Source organism: Pseudosporangium ferrugineum, assembly GCF_003002065.1.
Lineage (GTDB): Bacteria > Actinomycetota > Actinomycetes > Mycobacteriales > Micromonosporaceae > Actinoplanes > Actinoplanes ferrugineus_A.
Window position 1 is genome coordinate 125,085 of the sequence record NZ_PVZG01000018.1, and the last position, 14,255, is coordinate 139,339.

Here is a 14,255-nt window from a genome sequence, read left to right on the forward strand (position 1 = left end):
GAGGCAAAGGTGCTGGTGGTCAAGTGCGGTGGCAACGCCGCGGTCGATCCGGCGGCGGTGTGCCGGGAAGTGGCCGCGGTGGCGCGCGCCGGCCGGGAGGTCGTGCTCGTGCACGGCGGTTCCGGCGACATCGAGCGGCTGGGCGCGCGGCTCGGCGTCCCGCAGCGGACCCAGATCTCGCCGGACCGCGTACGGGCCCGGCACACCGACGACGCGACCCTCGAGCTCGTGACGATGGCGCTGACCGGTGTGGTCAATCCGCGGCTGGTCGCGGCGCTCCAGGCGTACGGTGTCAATGCCGTTGGTCTGTCGGGTTTGGACGGTGGCCTGTTGCGGGCCCGCCGCAAGGCGCCGCAGCGGGCCGTGGTGGACGGCCGCCGCGTGCTCGTCCGCGGCAACCGGGCGGGCACGGTCGACCGGGTCGACGCCGGGTTGCTGCGCCTGCTGCTGCACCGGGGCCTGCTGCCGGTGGTGTCCCCGCCGGCGCTGGCCGACGACGGCTCGCCGGTCAACGTCAACGCCGACCGGGCCGCCGCCGCGATCGCCGGCGCCCTGCCCGGGGCCGAGCTCGTGCTGCTGACCGGCGCGCCCGGCCTGCTGCGCGACCCGGCCGACGAGGACAGCGTGCTGGCGGAATGCGCGGTGGCGCCGGACGGCCCGCCGCCGGGATACGCCCACGGCGGCATGGCGCTGAAGCTGGTCGCCGCCCGGGAGGCGCTGCGGGCCGGGGTGGGCCGGGTGCGCATCGCCGACGGCCGCGACGCCGCCCGGGTCCGCGCGGCCCTGGCCGGAGCCGGCACCGCAGTGGTGCTCGGCGCCCCGGCGGACAGGGGGGCCGCCGCGTGACGACCCGCCCCGAGATCGCCCTGCTGTACGACATGGTCAGCATCGCCTCGCCGTCCGGGCGGGAACAGGAGTTCGCCGCCTACCTGGCCGGCGCGGCCGAGCGGCTGGGCCTGCGCGCCCGGCTGGACGACGTCGGCAACCTGCTGGCCGAGACCGGCACCGGCGACGGCCCGACGGTGCTGCTGCTGAGCCATCTGGACACGGTGGACGACTGGATTCCCGCCCGGCTGCTGCCGGACCGGGTCGCCGGTCGCGGCGCGGTGGACGCGAAGGGCCCGCTCGCCACGATGCTGCTGGCCGCGGCCGCCCGGCCGGACTTCCCGGGCCGCCTCGTGGTGGCCGGGGCGGTCGAGGAGGAGGTGCCCGGCTCGCTCGGCGCGACCCACCTGCGGGCGACCCTGGACCGGCCGGACGCCGTGGTGATCGGGGAGCCGACCGGGTGGGACGGCGTCGTCCTCGGGTACAAGGGCATCCTCGACCTGTCCTACCGGGTCAGGTGCGCGGCGACCCACCCGACCAACCCGGTGCAGAAGGCCTCCGAGGCAGCAGCCGCGTTCTGGGCCGACCTGGTGGCGGCGCTCGGCCCGGAGGCCGCGCACACGGCGTTCGACCGGCCGGCCGCCACCCTCACCCGGATCTCCGGCACGCTCACCGAGGCCACCCTGGACGCCGGGGTACGCCTGCCGCCCGGCTTCGACACCGCCGGCCTGCTGACCCGGCTGCGGGCGGCGGCGCGCGGCGGCGAGGTCGAGGTCCTCGGGCACGTGCCGGCCGCCCGCGCGGGCCGCCGCGACCCGGTCGTACGGGCGCTGACGGCGGGCATCCGGCGTACCGGCGGCACCCCGCGGCACCTGCTGAAGACGGCGACCTCGGACATGAACACCCTCGCGGAGGTGTGGGACGTGCCGATGGCCGCGTACGGGCCGGGCGACAGCCGGCTCGACCACGCCGACGACGAGCACCTGCCCGTCGACACGTTCCTGCGCGGGATCGCGGTGCTGACCGCGGCCCTCGACGAGCTCGCGTACGCCCCCCGCCCGGACCGGCCCGAGCCGGCCGCGGCGGCCCCCCTCGGAGGTCAGTCATGAACGACTTCGTCAAGCGCGTCGCCAAGCTGCCGGCGGACCGGCGGGCCCAGCTGGCGGCGCTGCTGCGCGACGCGGACGGGCCGGACCCGGCCGCCGCGCCGGCCCCCCGGCCGCGCGGCGCCACCGGGCCGCTCTCCGCGGCCCAGGAGACGCTCTGGTTCCTGCATCAGATGGGCCCGGACCGGCCCACGTACAACACGCCGATCTGCTTCCGGATCCAGGGGCGGCTGGACCCGGACGCGCTGCGCCGGGCGCTGGCCACCGTGGTCGCCCGGCACGAGATGCTGCGGACGTCGATGAGCGATGGCGCCGACGGCCCGGTGCAGACGATCCACCCCACCATGCCGGTGGAGATCCCGCTCATCGACGTGCCCGGCACCGGCCTGGAGCAGCGCCGGGCCACCGCGCGGGAATGCGTCCGCGAGCTCAGCCGCCGCGTGTTCCGGCTCGACGAGGCGCCGCTGTGGCGTGCCGCGCTGCTGCGGGTGGCCGAGGACGAGCATCTGTTCCTGTTCGTCGTGCACCACGTGGTCTTCGACGGCTGGTCGCTCGGGCTGTTCTGCGCCGAGCTCGCGCGTGCCTACCGGGGCGACGAGATGCCGCGTGGCGCCCGGCTCGACTACGGCGACTACGTGCTGTGGGAGCGGGAGCGGCTGGGCCAGGAGCGGGTGGCGGAGCTGGGGGCGTACTGGCGGGAGCGGCTGGCCGGCGCGCCGCCGCTGGAGTTGCCCGCGGACCGGCCCCGCCCGCCGGAGCAGTCGCACCGGGGCGCGCTGCTCGACCGCACGATCGCCCTGCCCGGCACCGGTGCCGTGGCCGCGCTCGCCCGGTCGCTGCGGACCACGCCCGGGGTGGTGTGCACCGCGGCCTTCCTCGCCCTGCTGCACCGGCAGACCGGCGCGGACGACCTGGTCGTCGGCATGCCCACGGCGAACCGGGAGCACGCCGAGGTCGAGCCGGTCGTCGGCTACTTCGTCAACATGCTGCCGCTGCGCGCCGACCTGTCCGGGGACCCGACGTTCCGGCAGCTGGTGCAGCGTACGCACGAGGTGGTGCTGGACTCGGTGGCGCACGGCTCGCTGCCGTTCGGCAAGCTGGTGGAGGCGGTACGCCCGCCGCGGGAGGCGTCGCGCTCGCCGCTGTTCCAGATCGTGTTCGCGTACCAGAACCTCGCGGCGCACCTGGACCTGCCCGGGATGCGGGTGGACCACTCGGAGGTGGACACCGACACCGTCCGCTTCGACCAGACGTGGGACGTGGTGGACGGGCCCGACGGCCTGCGGCTCGGCGTGCGCTACAGCACCGACCTGTTCGACCGCTCCACAGTGGAGACCCTGATCGACCGGTACGCCACGGTGTTCCGGGCGGTGCTGGCCGATCAGGACGTCCCCGTGAGCCGGATCCCGCTGCTGCGCGACGACGAGCGCGACGAACTGCTGCACCGCTGGAACGGCCCGGAGCGGCCGGTGCCGGAGACGACCCTGCCGGAGATGTTCGCCCGCCAGGTGGCCCGCCGGCCGGACGCCGTCGCGCTGGTGGTGGACGGGGTGGAGCTCACCTACGCCCGGCTCGACCGCGACGCCGACCGCCTCGCCCACGTGCTGCGCGGGCTGGGCGCCGGGCCGGACCGGCTGGTCGCGCTCTGCCTGCCGCGCTGCCCGGACCTCATCGTGGCGATGCTGGCCGTGCTCAAGGCGGGCGCCGGCTACCTGCCGCTGGACCCGACGCATCCGGCGCCGCGGATCGGCACCATCCTCGCCGACGCCACCCCGGTCGCCGTGGTCACCACCGCCGGCTCGGTCGCCGACGGCCTGCCGGACAGTCCGGTTCCCGTGCTGCGCCTGGACGCCGATGCCGACCGGATCGCCGCCGCGCCGGAGGGCCCGCTGCTGCCGAGCGCCGCGCCGGGCGATCTCGCGTACGCGATCTTCACCTCCGGCAGCACCGGATCGCCGAAGGGTGTGCTGATCGAGCACCGCGCCGCGGTGAACTTCATCGGCGCGATGCAGGAGCTGTTCGCACTGACCGCGGAGGACCGGGTGCTCGGCTTCGCGTCGGCGACCTTCGACGTGTCGGTCTTCGAGATCTTCTCGGCCCTGCTCACCGGCGCCCGGCTCTACCTGGTCACCGACGAGGAGCGGATGGACGTCGAGCGGCTGCAGAAGCTGCTGGAGTCCGCCGCGATCACGGTGACCGACCTGCCGCCGCCGCTGATGGCGCTGCTGGAGCCGGAGCGGCTGCCGGCGCTGCGGATCGTCTTCGCCGGCCTGGACGCCTTCCCGGGCGAGCTGGTGAACCGGTGGAACCCCGGCCGCCGCTTCTTCAACGGCTACGGCCCGACCGAGTGCACGGTCACGATGATCACGCACGAGTGCGAGGGCCGCTGGGACGGCTCTCCGCCGATCGGGCTGCCGATCGCCAACCACGTCGCGCACGTGCTCGACCCGGCCGGCGAGCCGGTGCCGGTGGGCGTGCCGGGCGAGCTGGTGATCGGCGGCACCGGGCTGGCCCGGGGCTACCTGAACGCCCCCGAGCTGACCGCGCGCCGCTTCTACGCCGACCCGTTCGGCACCTCGCCCGGCGGGCGCCTCTACCGCACCGGCGACCTGGTGAAGCGGCGTCCGGACGGCGCGATCGTCTTCCTCGGCCGGCTGGACCAGCAGGTCAAGATCCGGGGCCTGCGGATCGAGCCCGGCGAGATCGAGTCGGTGCTGACCCGGCGGCCCGAGGTCGCCCAGGTGGCGGTGCGGCCGGTCACGCCGCCCGGCGGGGATCGGCAGCTGGTCTGCTACGTCGCCGGCCGGGACGGCCCGCCGGACGTGTTCGCGCTGCGCGAGTGGGTGGCGGGGCATCTGCCGGCGTACATGGTGCCGGCGCGGTTCGTGGTGCTGCCCGAGCTGCCGCTCACCGCCAGCGGCAAGGTGGACCGGCGGCGGCTGCCCGAGCCGCCGGCCGCCGAGGAGGACACCGCCGGCCCGGTCCGCTACGCCACCGAGCTGGAACGGGAACTGGCCGAGGAGATCGTGGGCCCGGTGCTCGGGCTCGCCGCGGTCGACCCCGAGGCCGACTTCTTCGCGCTCGGCGGGCACAGCCTGTCCGCCGCCCGGGTGCTCTCGCGGGTGCGCAGCCGCTACGACGCGGCGGTCGGGCTCGCCGACTTCTTCCGTACGCCCACCCTGCGCGGCCTGAGCACGCTGGTGGGGCAGCGGCGCTCGGCGGCGGCGGCCGGCGAGGACGAGCTGCTGGCGATCCTCGCCTCGATGACCGACGCCGAGGCCGAGGCGCTGCTGGCCGAGGCGTCCGACGAGACCGGGCGGTAGCGCGATGTACTGGTACGGCGAGGAGATCCGCGCGTACCGCCGGGAGGTCCGCGCGCTGCTGGCCGAGCCGCCGGTACGCGCCGAGCTCGACGCCCTGCACGAGCGGCCCGGCACCGATCCGGACGTCCGCGCGCTGTACCGGGAGCTGGGCCGGCGCGGGCTGCTGGCGGTGAACTGGCCGGCCCGCTACGGCGGCGAGGGCCGGGCGCTGCTCGACGCCGCGGTGGCCGGTGAGGAGCTGGCCCGGGCCGGGGTGCCGGACACGCTCTACGTCAACACGGTCCAGATCGTGGGGCTGTTCCTGCTGATGGCCGGCAGCGAGCAGCAGAAGGCCACGCACCTGCCGCCGCTGGCCCGGGGCGAGCGCTTCGCCAGCGTGCTCTACACCGAACCCGGCTCGGGGTCCGACCTCGGCTCGCTGTCCACCACGGCCGTCGCGGACGAGGGGGGCGGGTGGCGGCTCTCCGGGGTCAAGGCGTTCCACATGAAGAGCGACCTGACCGACATCGGGCTGTGCGCCGCGCGTACCGGCCCGGCGGGCGGCCGGTACGACGGCATCAGCCTGTTCATCGTCGACCTGCACGCGCCGGGGGTGCACCGCAGGACCATCGGCAGCATCGCCGACGAGCAGTTCCACCGCATCGAGTTCGACGAGGTGCAACTGGCCCCCGGCGACCTGCTCGGGCCGGAGAACGGCGGCTGGCCGCTGCTGACCCAGGCGCTGGCGATCGAGCGCACCGGGCTGGACTACTCGCTCAAGGCGGAGAACTGGCTGGCCGCCGCCGGCGCCGCGCTCGGGCCGGACGCCGACGCCGCGGTGTGCGAGGAGGTGGGCCGCTACGGCGCCGCCGTCGACGGGAGCCGGCTGCTGTCCTGGGAGGTGCTCGAGGGACTGGCCGCGGACCGGCTCGACGAGTCGCTGGCCGCGGCGGCCAAGTTCTACTGCGGCGAACTGGCCGCCCGGATCGGCCGGTGGGCGCCGACCCGGGTCACCGGCCCGCTGCCGGAGCGGCGGGCGGCCGTGCTGGAGGCGGCCTACCGGGAGGCGCCGGGCCTGACCGTGGCCGCCGGCACCTCCGAGATGATGCTCGAGATCGTCGCCAGCCTCGCGCTGGACGGCCTGGCCAAGGAGGCCGCGGCATGGTGAGCGTGGAGGCCGATACCGTACGCCGGTCGCTGAGCCGGGCCCTGCGCGAACGGTTGCGCGACGCCGCCGGGCGGCTGCCCGGTCCCGGTGCCGAGGACCCGGCCGCCGCGGCCGCACCCACCTGGTCGGCGCTGGTCCGGGCCGGGGCGCCCGGCCTGGACGCGCCGCTGGACGCGGGCGGTTTGGAGCTGGGCCTGACGGCGAGCACCGCGGTCGCCGAGGAGTTGGGTGGCGCCGGGCTCGATGCGCGCTACCTCGGGGTGGCCGCCGCGATCGACGCCGCCCTGGAGGCCGGGCCGGTGCGGCACGCCGCGCTGGTGGAACGCCTGGTCGCGGGGGAGCTCCCGGTCACGCAGGCGGGCTTCGAGGGTGCGGTTGCGGGCGTACGCGCCGGCTCCGGCGCCGACGATGCCGTGCGGCTGACGGGGGAGCTGGCGGTGGACGCGGGCCCGGAGACCGCGGTGCTCGCCCCGGTCGCGCTCGCCGGCGGCGGGACGGCGGTCGTGCTGCTGGCCCCCGGCGGCGCCGCGGTGGCGTCCCGGGATCCGTCCGGGGCGCCGTCCCGGATGACGTTCGAGGGCGGGGTGGTGCCCGGCGCGCGACTGCTCTGCGCCTGGCCCGCCGGTGCGGACTGCCCCGAGGGCCCGGCCGGCCGCGCCCGGGTGCGCCAGGCCGCCTACCTGCTGGGGGTGGCCCGGGGCGCGCTGCACACGGGCGTCCGCCACGCCACCGAGCGCCACCAGTTCGGCCGGCCGCTGCGGGACTTCCAGAGCGTCGCCTTCCGGCTCGCGGCGGCCCACGTCGAGGTCGAGGTCCTGCGGCTGGCCGTCGGCCGGGCGGTGCACCTGGCCGACGGCGGGCATCCGTACGGCCACCGCGCCGCCGAGGTGCTCGCCCAGGCGGCGGAGACGGCGGCCGAGGTGAGCCGGCTGACCATGCAGCTGTGCGGCGCCCGGGGCCTGACCGGCGAACTCCCCGCCCACCGCTACCACCTGCTGGTCCGCCGCGAGGGCGGCCGCCTGGGCCGGCCGGGCGAGCTGTGGCGCGAGGCCGGCCGCCGTCGGCTGACCGCGCTCGCCCGGCGCGATGGTGCCGGGTGAGGCACCGGGCGGCCGGCCGCCGTCGGCTGAGCGCGCTCGCCCGGCGCGACGGTGCCGGGTCAGGCGTCGGCGGTGACCGGCTGCTCGGCGGGAGCGGCGAGGAAGCGTGAGTTCGTCACGGCCATGGTCACGACCTCGTCCTCGGTGAAGCCGGCGTCCAGCAGCCGGTCGACGAAGAGCGGTAGCCCGTCCTCGACCGGCGGGTTGAACGGCTGACCGAGGTCGCTGGAGAGCACCGAGTGCTCCGGGCCGGTCCGGCGGATGTTGTCGAACAGGTCGTTCCAGCCGACCTTGCCCGTGTACGGCGTCGTGAAGCACCGTTCCAGCAGGGCGCCGGCCTCGGCGAGGGTGCGCTGCTGCTCGACCGGCAGGCGCTGCGAGGTGAACTCGGGGTGGGTGACCACGACCCGGCGTACGCCCTCCTCCTTGGCGGCGTGCACGACGGCGATGATCTCCGGCCCGCTCAGGTGGCCGGTGGCCAGGACGAGGTCGTGGCGCGCGATCACCCGCAGCACCTTGCGGACGCTCTCGAGGACGGAGCCGTCGCCGTCCACGACCTCGACGGCCGCCGGGACGATGCCCTGGGCGTGCAGGTCGGCCTGGAGCGCGCCCCACATCGCCGGCTTGCTGCCGGGCAGGTCCTGGGCGGTGGAGCCGCGCTGGTTGCGGGAGTCCACCGTGGGCATCCAGACGACCAGGGCGCCCTGCCGGCCGGCGATCTCCACGGCGGCCGCGTTCATGCCGCCCACCGACCCGTTCAGCGTGATCGCCCCGAGCACGTCGACGCCGGGCCGCGCCTTGCGCACCACCGCGGCGCGCTCGGCCGTGGGGACGTAGTGCGACTTCAGGACGAAGCCGGCGAGGCCGGTCGCGGCGAAGCGCTCCGCCAGGTCGAGGTCGTCGATCCGGCGCTGCATCACGTCCGGGCCGACGTGCACGTGCACGTCGTACGCACCCGACACCAGGGCGCGGGCGCGCTCGGACGGGACGGGGTGGTGGGTCATCGCTCTCCTCGTTGTGCGGTCACTCAGGCCGTCTCCGCCTGGTGCTCGGCCTGGTCCTGGTCCTGGTTCTCGCGCGAGCGCCGCCGGGCGGCCGCGCCGGTGGTTCTCGACAGGGTGTGCTCGACGCCGCGCAGATGGTGCCGCATCGTGCTCTCGGCGGCGTCCGCGTCGCGGGCGCCGATCGCCTCGACGATCGCGGTGTGCTCGGCGAGGGACTCCGGGGGCCGGCCGGGCACCAGGATCGTGCGGAACTGGAACCGGACCATCTGCCCGCGCAGGCCGGCGATGAGCCGGGCGGCGGTCTCGTGGCGGGACGCGGCGATGATGCCGGCGTGCAGCGCGGCGTTGCCCTCCGAGTAGCCGAGCAGGTCGTTCTCGTCGAGCTTGCGGCGCATCCGCGCGAGCGTACGGCGCAGGCCGGCGATCTCCCGGGCGGTCGCGTGCACGGCCGCCTGCCGCGCGGTGAGCGCCTCCAGCACCGCCCGGGCCTGAACGATCTCGACGGCCTCGGACTCGGTGACCATCCTGACCCGTGCCCCGCGATGGGGCGTCAGCACGACGACGCCGTCCTGTCCGAGCCGCACCAGCGCGGTACGCACGACCGCCCGGCTGACCTGGAGCCGTTCGGCCAGATCCGCCTCGACGAGCCGTTCGTTCGGCTGGAGTTCCCCTCGGTGGATGAGGGAGCGCAGCTGTTCGTACGCCGAGTCGGCGGTGGTCGCCGGCCGGCGGATGGACGATGTCATGCGGCAATCTTCTCCGCTCGAACCGGACGTTCCCCGACGGCATCGGGCGCTCCGGCGGCCCTTGCACGTCACTTTGCCATCAAGATTGCGAACAATCTGGGAAGAGAATCGCCGTGGCGGGGGCATCTGTCAACCTCGCCGCGAACAGGCCCAACGGTGGGTCACGAGAGGCCCGCGGGGACCGCTGAGCGCGGGGATCCGGGCATATCGGTCCGTGACAGTCCCATGATCCGTGCTCTAGCATCTCGTCCGGACTCGGCCCGGACAGACCTTGGTCGATGGTCCGCATCGCACCAAACCTCGCCCGATCAGCCATCACCCGCCCGCCGAAAGGCCGGGTCCCTGGAAGGATTGTCATGACCAAGTTGTTCCGCGTGTTCTCCGCCGTGCTGGCGGCCGCGGCCCTCACCGTCGCGAGCGGCTGCTCCGGCGACGACGACGCCGCGTCCGGCAGCCCGAGCTCGGGCGGCAAGACGACCAAGGTCACCTACGTCACGGCGTTCGGCGCCGTCGGCCGTGACTCGTTCGTCTGGCTGGCCAAGGAGAAGGGCTTCTTCAAGGAGGCCGGCATCGACATCGACATCCAGAAGGGCGCCGGCAACGTCCAGAACCTGACGATGATCAAGTCGGGCCAGGCGCAGTTCTCCGCGCTCGACTTCACCGGCGCGGTCATCCAGGCCGGCACCGGCGCGTTCAAGGACTGGCGGGCCGTCGCGGCGATCCACCAGCAGACCCTCGTGTCCATCATGACCACGAAGGACACCGGCATCGCCAGCCCGACCGACCTGAAGGGCAAGACCGTCGCGGCGGGCGCCCAGTCGGTGAGCCAGCTGCTGTTCCCCGCGTACGCGAAGCTGGCCGGTCTCGACCCGAAGACCGTGACCATCAAGGGCGTCCAGACCACCGCGCTGACCGGCCTGATGGCCAACAAGCAGGTGGACGCGCTGAGCACCTTCCTGCTCAGCAAGAAGGGCCTCGAGATTGCCTCCAAGAAGGAGGTCGTGGTCATGCCGTACAGCAAGTACCTCAGTGACCTGTACGGCAACGCGATCATCGCCAAGCCGTCGCTGATCTCCAGCGACCCGGACCTGGTCAAGCGCTTCGTCGGCGCGGCGATGAAGGGCCTGCAGTACACGATCGACCACCCGGACGAGGCCGCCGCCGTGATGAACAAGGCGGAGCCGAGCGCGGCCGTCCCCGCGGCCATCGGCGAGATCACGGCCATGAAGCCGTACTGCACCGCGCCCGCCGGCGGGGCGCTCGGCAGCATGGACGAGAGCCGCGTCGCCCGCTCGATCGCGGTACTCTCCGGCGCCGGACTGATGCCCGCGGGCCTCACCCCGGCCGACGTCGTCGACTTCTCGTTCACTCCGAAGGCATGACCCGGCGAGGGGGCGGGGCGACCCGCCCCCTCGCGGTCTCAGGAGCCACACCATGACTGACACCGGCACCCGCGGCACGCGGGCGCGACTCTGGAAGAACACCGCCCTGCCGCTGATCGGGGCGGTTCTTGCCGTCGCCCTCTGGTGGCTGCTCACCGCGGCCCTGCACGTGGACCCGTTCTACGTCCCGTCCCCGCCCGACGTGGTCCGCTCGTTCCTGCGGACGCCGGAATTCCTGCTCGACGAGACCTGGGTGACGCTCCAGCGGGTGCTCATCGGCTTCGTCATCGCGACCGCCGGGGGCCTGGTCATCGCCGTGGTGCTCGCCGCGTCCGAGACGGTGGAGCGGATGACCATGCCGCTGCTGGCGGCGATCAACGCCGTACCGAAGGTCGCGCTGGCCCCGCTGCTGCTGGTCTGGATGGGCTTCGGCGACTCCCCGAAGATCGTCATGGTGGTGCTGGTGAGCTTCTTCCCGGTCATCGTGTCCACCATGGCCGGCCTCAGCTCCACCCCGGGCGACCTGCGCGAACTGGCCCGGTCACTGTCCGCCTCGTGGTGGCAGACCTTCGTCAAGGTCCGCCTCACCTGGGCCCTGCCGCAGGTCTTCGTCGGCCTCAAGGTGGCCAGCCCGCTGGCCATCATCGGCGCCGTCATCGGCGAGGTGGTCAACCCGGACCACGGCCTCGGCTCGGTCATCGTCAACTCCGGTGCCTCCTCCGACACGCCGCAGGCCTTCGCCGCGCTGGCGCTGCTGGCGGTCACCGGCGTCGGCCTCTTCTACCTGATGGCAGCACTCGAGCGGATCACCGTGCCGTGGGCGCGGGCGATCTCCTGAAAGGCCACCCCATGATCACCATCGACGGCGTCTCGCGTACGTTCGGCCGGATCGAGGCGCTCCAGGACATCCGGCTCGACGTCGCCGACGGTGAGTTCGTCGCCGTCATCGGCCGCTCCGGCTGCGGCAAGTCCACGTTGCTGCGCCTGGTGGCCGGCCTGGACCGGCCCACCGCCGGGAAGATCCTGGTCGACGGCGAGCCGGTACGCGAGCCCCGCCGCGACATCGCGGTCAACTTCCAGCGCCCCGCCCTGCTCCCGTGGCGCTCGGTGCTCGACAACGTGCTCCTGCCCGTGGAGATCTTCAAGTGGAACCGGGCCGAGAACCGGGAGCGCGCCCACCACCTGCTCGCGACCACCGGCCTGGAGAAGTTCGCCGGGCGCCTGCCGCACGAGCTCTCCGGCGGCATGCAGCAGCGGGTCGCGCTGTGCCGCACGCTCATCCAGAATCCCCGGGTCATGCTCATGGACGAGCCGTTCTCGGCCCTGGACGCGCTGACCCGTGAGGAGCTCTCGATGGAGCTCCAGCGCATCCACATGGAGACCGGCACCACGATCGTCTTCGTCACCCACTCGATCCAGGAGGCGGTGCTGCTCGCCGACCGCGTCGTCGTGCTCAGCGCGCGACCCGGACGGGTACGCCGGATCGTGCCCGTCGACATCCCGCGACCCCGCTCCTTCGGGCACAACGCGCACCTGGACGAGGTCGCCGCCGCCTCCGCCGAGCTGCACCAGCTGCTGTTGGAGGACCACCTGCCGTCCGCGTCCTGACGGGCCGGGCGGCGGTTTCGGGAACGGGCGCCCGGGTAGGCAGCAGACGCCTGCCCGAGGAGAGCTGATGCGCGCACTGACCGTCGAACCGCTGAAGGCGAACACCGCCGAGGTCCGCGAGGTTCCCGACCCCGAGCCCGGCGACGGCGAGCTGCTGGTCGAGGGCCTCGCCACCGGGGTCTGCGGCACCGACCGCGAGATCGCCGCGGGCGAGTACGGCTGGGCCCCGCCGGGCCGGGAGCGGCTGGTGCTCGGCCACGAGTCGCTCGGCCGGGTCCGCGGCGCCCCCGCCGGTTCCGGCTTCTCGTCCGGCGACCTGGTCGTCGGCGTCGTCCGCCGGCCCGGTCCGGAGCCCTGCGGCGCCTGCGCGCACGGCGAGTTCGACATGTGCCGCAACGGCCGCTACACCGAGCGGGGCATCAAGGAGCTGGACGGTTTCGGCAGCGCCCTCTGGACGGTGGAGCCCGGCTACGCGGTCAAGCTGGACCCCCGCCTCGCCGACGTCGGCGTGCTGATGGAGCCGGCCTCGGTGGTGGCCAAGGCGTGGGATCAGGTCGAGAAGGTGGGCGGCCGGGCGTGGTTCGAGCCCGAGCGGGTGCTGGTCACCGGCGCCGGCCCGATCGGCCTGCTCGCCGCCCTGCTCGGCGTGCAGCGCGGCCTCGAGGTGCACGTGCTGGACGTGGCCACCGAGGGCCCGAAGCCGGAGGTGACCGCGGCGCTCGGGGCCCGGTACCACTCGTCGGGCATGGCCGAGGTCGCCGAGCGGGTCAGGCCGGACATCATCATCGAGGCGACCGGCGTGCCGAGCGTGATCTTCGAGGCGATGACCGGCAACGCCGCGTACGGGGTCGTCTGCCTCACCGGCGTCTCGGCCGGTGGCCGCCGCACCCCGGTCGACGTCGGCGGCGCCAACCGGGAGATCGTGCTGGAGAACGACGTGGTGGTGGGGTCGGTCAACGCCAACCTCGGCCACTACGAGGCCGCCGCCGAGGCCCTCGCCGCCGCCGACACCGGCTGGCTGAGCCGGCTGATCACGCGCCGGCTGCCCCTGGACCGCTTCGCCGAGGCGCTGACGGCGCGGCCCGACGACATCAAGGTCGTGCTCGAGCTCGCTTGACCGATTCTGGTCAGCGCACCTCGAGCTCGAACAGCGAGTAGCCGTATTCGCCGGAGCGCTCGGTGCCGTACAGCCGCACGTAGCGGGCCGCCACCTCGTCGACGTCCACGCTGACGGTGCCACCCTGGCCGCTGGTGGTGCTGTAGACCCGCTTCCAGGTCTTGCGGTCGGTGGAGAGCTCCACCCGGTAGGCGACCGCGTACGCGTGTTCCCACAGCAGCCGGACCTGGCTGACCCGCCACCGCGAGCCGAGGTCCACGATCAGCCACTGCGGGTCGCTCCACCCGCTGCTCCAGCGGCTGCCCGGGTTGCCGTCGACGGCGTTCGCCGCGACCCACGCACCCCCCTCGGAGCCGGAGGCGGTCACCGGCCGGCCGAGGGCCAGGTTGCGGCCGGTCGGGTTGGCCGACGCGGCCGGTGCGGCCTTCGAGGACGGCGCCGGCGGTTTCGAGCCCTTCGGCTTGCCCGGCGCGCCGGGGGACGGCTTGGTGGGCTTCTCCCCGGCCGGGGTGTCCGCCGCCCGGGTCGGCTGCAGTTCCCGGTCCGGCGTCCTGGCCGGCGGCGCCGAGGCTGCCGTGCCCGCTCCCGCACCGGACGGTGGCGGCCCGGCGGCGGGCTGGTCGTCGCCGGTCAGGGTGAGGCCCGCGATGGTGAGCCCGGCGAGGACCAGGAGGGCGACCAGGGCGGCGATCAGCCGGGGGGCACCCTGCCGCGGCGGTGCGGCCGGGACCGGGACCGGGACCGGGTTCGGAGGTGTGACGGCGGGTTGCGTGACCGTCGCCGGCCGCATCACCGGCTGGTCGCCGAGGAGCATGTCCAGCAACTCCCGCGCCGTCGGCCGATCCGCCGGATCCTTCGCCAGCGCCACCTCCACCACATCCCGCAACGGCTGCGGCA

Annotated in this window: 12 protein-coding genes; 9 read left to right on the forward strand and 3 right to left on the reverse strand. The window is 74.6% G+C overall.

What is annotated here, in order from left to right; all coding sequences use genetic code 11:
- The first annotated feature begins 9 nt into the window (after positions 1 to 9).
- The 5 genes from CLV70_RS30655 to CLV70_RS30675 are packed head-to-tail and all read left to right on the forward strand — an operon-like array spanning position 10 to position 7,501.
- Entirely contained in the window at positions 10 to 846 is an 837-nt protein-coding gene (locus tag CLV70_RS30655; RefSeq protein ID WP_245908555.1) for a [LysW]-aminoadipate kinase, read from the forward strand.
- Positions 843 to 1,934 carry a M20/M25/M40 family metallo-hydrolase gene (locus CLV70_RS30660; RefSeq protein ID WP_211303947.1) on the forward strand — a complete coding sequence of 364 codons (1,092 nt, stop codon included), beginning with the start codon at positions 843 to 845 and terminating at the stop codon, positions 1,932 to 1,934. Before CLV70_RS30655 ends, CLV70_RS30660 begins: the two co-directional genes overlap by 4 nt.
- Entirely contained in the window at positions 1,931 to 5,254 is a 3,324-nt protein-coding gene (locus CLV70_RS30665; protein WP_106130100.1) for a non-ribosomal peptide synthetase, read from the forward strand. The genes CLV70_RS30660 and CLV70_RS30665 overlap by 4 nt, the downstream gene beginning before the upstream one ends.
- Positions 5,255 to 5,258: 4 nt before the next feature.
- The gene (locus CLV70_RS30670) at positions 5,259 to 6,401 is read left to right on the forward strand and encodes an acyl-CoA dehydrogenase family protein (RefSeq protein WP_106130101.1); all 1,143 of its coding nucleotides are present in this window, start codon (positions 5,259 to 5,261) and stop codon (positions 6,399 to 6,401) included.
- Complete coding sequence (locus CLV70_RS30675; protein ID WP_106130102.1) at positions 6,395 to 7,501, forward strand: acyl-CoA dehydrogenase family protein; 1,107 nt, start codon at positions 6,395 to 6,397, stop codon at positions 7,499 to 7,501. Before CLV70_RS30670 ends, CLV70_RS30675 begins: the two co-directional genes overlap by 7 nt.
- 59 nt (positions 7,502 to 7,560) lie before the next feature.
- On the opposite strand, the gene CLV70_RS30680 is transcribed toward CLV70_RS30675, so the two are convergent.
- Positions 7,561 to 8,505, reverse strand: coding sequence for a DUF6282 family protein (locus CLV70_RS30680; RefSeq protein WP_106130103.1), 945 nt, complete (start codon positions 8,503 to 8,505; stop codon positions 7,561 to 7,563).
- Between the two features lie 23 nt (positions 8,506 to 8,528).
- Positions 8,529 to 9,251 (reverse strand): GntR family transcriptional regulator, encoded by a 723-nt coding sequence (locus CLV70_RS30685; RefSeq protein ID WP_106130104.1) that lies wholly within the window; start codon positions 9,249 to 9,251, stop codon positions 8,529 to 8,531.
- Positions 9,252 to 9,607: 356 nt separating this feature from the next.
- Between CLV70_RS30685 and CLV70_RS30690 the strand changes: the two genes are divergently transcribed.
- The 4 genes from CLV70_RS30690 to CLV70_RS30705 all read left to right on the forward strand — a co-directional run bounded on the left by CLV70_RS30690 (position 9,608) and on the right by CLV70_RS30705 (position 13,358).
- On the forward strand, positions 9,608 to 10,633 hold the full coding sequence (locus tag CLV70_RS30690) for an ABC transporter substrate-binding protein (RefSeq protein ID WP_106130105.1): 1,026 nt from the start codon (positions 9,608 to 9,610) through the stop codon (positions 10,631 to 10,633).
- Positions 10,634 to 10,685: 52 nt separating this feature from the next.
- Positions 10,686 to 11,471 carry an ABC transporter permease gene (locus CLV70_RS30695; protein WP_106130106.1) on the forward strand — a complete coding sequence of 262 codons (786 nt, stop codon included), beginning with the start codon at positions 10,686 to 10,688 and terminating at the stop codon, positions 11,469 to 11,471.
- An 11-nt stretch (positions 11,472 to 11,482) separates the two neighbouring features.
- Positions 11,483 to 12,241 carry an ABC transporter ATP-binding protein gene (locus CLV70_RS30700; RefSeq protein ID WP_106130122.1) on the forward strand — a complete coding sequence of 253 codons (759 nt, stop codon included), beginning with the start codon at positions 11,483 to 11,485 and terminating at the stop codon, positions 12,239 to 12,241.
- A gap of 67 nt (positions 12,242 to 12,308) precedes the next feature.
- Complete coding sequence (locus CLV70_RS30705) at positions 12,309 to 13,358, forward strand: glucose 1-dehydrogenase (protein WP_106130107.1); 1,050 nt, start codon at positions 12,309 to 12,311, stop codon at positions 13,356 to 13,358.
- A gap of 10 nt (positions 13,359 to 13,368) precedes the next feature.
- Here the strand turns inward: CLV70_RS30705 and CLV70_RS30710 are convergent.
- Positions 13,369 to 14,255: discoidin domain-containing protein (locus CLV70_RS30710; protein WP_211303948.1), on the reverse strand; the 887-nt coding region annotated here is incomplete at its 5' end.

Excerpts from the sequence above, each read along its gene's own strand:
- CLV70_RS30685 (WP_106130104.1), bottom strand. The coding sequence starts at position 9,251 with ATGACATCGTCCATCCGCCGGCCGGCGACCACCGCCGACTCGGCGTAC.
- CLV70_RS30680 (WP_106130103.1), bottom strand. The coding sequence starts at position 8,505 with ATGACCCACCACCCCGTCCCGTCCGAGCGCGCCCGCGCCCTGGTGTCG.
- CLV70_RS30665 (WP_106130100.1), top strand. The coding sequence starts at position 1,931 with ATGAACGACTTCGTCAAGCGCGTCGCCAAGCTGCCGGCGGACCGGCGG.
- CLV70_RS30695 (WP_106130106.1), top strand. The coding sequence starts at position 10,686 with ATGACTGACACCGGCACCCGCGGCACGCGGGCGCGACTCTGGAAGAAC.
- CLV70_RS30690 (WP_106130105.1), top strand. The coding sequence starts at position 9,608 with ATGACCAAGTTGTTCCGCGTGTTCTCCGCCGTGCTGGCGGCCGCGGCC.
- CLV70_RS30705 (WP_106130107.1), top strand. The coding sequence starts at position 12,309 with ATGCGCGCACTGACCGTCGAACCGCTGAAGGCGAACACCGCCGAGGTC.
- CLV70_RS30670 (WP_106130101.1), top strand. The coding sequence starts at position 5,259 with ATGTACTGGTACGGCGAGGAGATCCGCGCGTACCGCCGGGAGGTCCGC.
- CLV70_RS30700 (WP_106130122.1), top strand. The coding sequence starts at position 11,483 with ATGATCACCATCGACGGCGTCTCGCGTACGTTCGGCCGGATCGAGGCG.
- CLV70_RS30675 (WP_106130102.1), top strand. The coding sequence starts at position 6,395 with ATGGTGAGCGTGGAGGCCGATACCGTACGCCGGTCGCTGAGCCGGGCC.